Here is a 2,356-nt window from a genome sequence, read left to right as displayed (position 1 = left end):
TACGGCATCGAACTGAGTCGGCAAACGATGTCGGACTGGATGCAAAAATGCTCAATCGCACTGCAACCCCTTTATGATCGACTTCATCATATTTTACTTGAACAACCCGTGGTTCAAGCGGATGAAACAACGCTTAATGGTAAGCGTCAGCTAAACCACACGTTTTAATCCTTGTCAAAAAACATAAAGTCTTTTTTTTCTTTCATGGGAATAAAAGACTGATGTTTACCGCTTCTGCTCAACTCAATGTGACCCTCATTTGTGGGCCAACTGATATGCGTAAAGCCATTGACGGTTTATGCAATATTGTCGCCTACGATCTGGAAAAAGAGCCTTGTAGTGATCATATTTTTGTCTTTTGCGGTCGAGCGCGCGATAAAGTCAAAATATTGCAATGGGCGTCAAATGGTTTCTGGCTACATTATAAGCGGCTCGAAAAAGGGCATTTTCAGTGGCCTGGTATTGATGACGAACAATTGTCTATTCAAATCTCACCTCGTCAGCTTAATTGGTTACTAGATGGTCTTGCGCTCAACTTACAAGACGCTCACCCACATTTAACCTATCGATATCATGACGATTAGGGCATTCGCTTGGTATAATCCAAGCCATGACAATACTTCCTGATGACTTACCCAATGACATTGAATCGCTTAAGGCGCTTTTGCTTGAGCAGTCGTTGTTGTTAGGTGAAAAAGAGTCATCATTAATAGAACAAGAAAAAGCATTAACAGAAAAAGATACCAAAATCGCTGAATGGGAATCTAAGTATCAGCTCATTCTTGAACAATGGCGTTTGGCTCAACAAAAACAGTTTGGTAAAGGCTCTGAAGTGTCCCCAGGTCAAGGCGAACTGTTTGATGAATCAGACAGTGACTCGCAAGATGGCGATTCCGTTGTTGAGCCAGACACGCAAACCGTATCGTATACTCGCACAAAACCTAAGCGTAAACCTCTGCCAAAAGACTTACCTCGTGAAACGGTTGTCGTGGACGTATCTGAATCGGAAAAAACTTGTTCTTGCTGTCAGACACCACTTCATCGTATTGGCGAAGACACGTCTGAGAAATTGGAATTCCTTCCCGCTCAGCTAAAAGTGATCGAAACCGTTCGTCCTAAATACGCGTGTCGCCAGTGTGAGAAGGCTGAGGTCAAAACAACGATCAAGCAATCCTCAATGCCGCCAAGCATTATTCCTAAAGGTATCGCAACACCCAGCCTGTTAAGCCAGGTGATTACCGGTAAATTCCAATACAGCCTACCTTTATACCGACAAGAGAGCATGTTTAAGCAATACGGCATCGAACTGAGTCGGCAAACGATGTCGGACTGGATGAAAAAATGCTCAACCGCGCTACAGGCCCTTTATGATCGGCTTCATTGTATTTTACTTGAACAACCCGTGGTTCAAGCGGATGAAACCACGCTTAATGTCATCAAAGAAGCGCGTTCAAACTGTTACATGTGGCTCTACTGCACTGGGAAAGACGGACCGGATAAACAAAGCCTGATCCCCAATATTGTGTTGTACGACTTCCAGCCCACACGAAGTGCGCAATGTGCGATCGACTTTTTACAAGGGTTCGATGGTTATCTGAATGTGGATGGTTACTCAGCGTACGAATCGACCAAGGCAACGCTTGCCGGCTGCTGGGCACACGCACGTCGAAAATTCGTCGAGGCTGAAAAAGCTATGCCGAAAGGAAAGTCAGGTAAAGCGACCATGGCCATCAGTCATATTAAAAAGCTGTACGCCGTTGAAGCGTTAGCCAAACAAGAAGAGACAGAAGAAAAAGCCTTCCAGATCCGGCAAGAAAAAGCACCTGCTATATTAGCGACGTACAAAGCCTGGTTAGAGAAGTCGGCACTTCAAGTTCCTCCTAAATCCTTGCTTGGAAAAGCGATTCAATACAATCTGAATCAATGGGAGAAACTCACGGTTTATCTTCAAGATGGGCGAATTAACATCGACAACAACCGAGCTGAAAGAGCCATCAAACCCTTCGTAGTCGGGCGTAAAAACTGGTTGTTTGCTAACACAGGTAATGGTGCACGATCCAGTGCGATACTGTACAGCATAATCGAAACCGCTAAAGCCAATGGGCTAATCCCGTATGATTACTTAGTAACACTCTTCGAAGAGCTGCCAAAACGACAGGCCAACGAAAGTCTTGATGACCTGCTGCCATGGAACGTCCGATCTATCTAGGTGGTGATGCTCTGACGCTTACGCTTAATGTCATCAAAGAAGCGCGTTCAAACTGTTACATGTGGCTCTACTGCACTGGGAAAGACGGACCGGATAAACAAAGTCCGATCCCCAATATTGTGTTATACGACTTCCAACCCACACGAA

The 2,356-nt window shown here is 44.9% G+C and carries 2 protein-coding genes and 1 pseudogene; all 3 read left to right on the top strand.

Annotation, left to right across the window (positions count from 1 at the left end; translation table 11 throughout):
* Window positions 1–138: pseudogene (locus LG368_RS15655) on the top strand (IS66 family transposase); the annotation flags it as partial.
* 83 nt (window positions 139–221) lie between these two features.
* Window positions 222–584 (top strand): IS66 family insertion sequence element accessory protein TnpB, encoded by a 363-nt coding sequence (tnpB, locus tag LG368_RS15185; protein WP_226755535.1) that lies wholly within the window; start codon window positions 222–224, stop codon window positions 582–584.
* Between the two features lie 26 nt (window positions 585–610).
* Window positions 611–2,209 carry an IS66 family transposase gene (gene tnpC / locus LG368_RS15180; protein WP_226755534.1) on the top strand — a complete coding sequence of 533 codons (1,599 nt, stop codon included), beginning with the start codon at window positions 611–613 and terminating at the stop codon, window positions 2,207–2,209.
* Window positions 2,210–2,356 lie beyond the last annotated feature (147 nt).

This window comes from Marinomonas algarum (assembly GCF_020532605.1).
Classification (GTDB): domain Bacteria; phylum Pseudomonadota; class Gammaproteobacteria; order Pseudomonadales; family Marinomonadaceae; genus Marinomonas; species Marinomonas algarum.
This window is presented reverse-complemented; position numbering and strand designations above follow the sequence as displayed.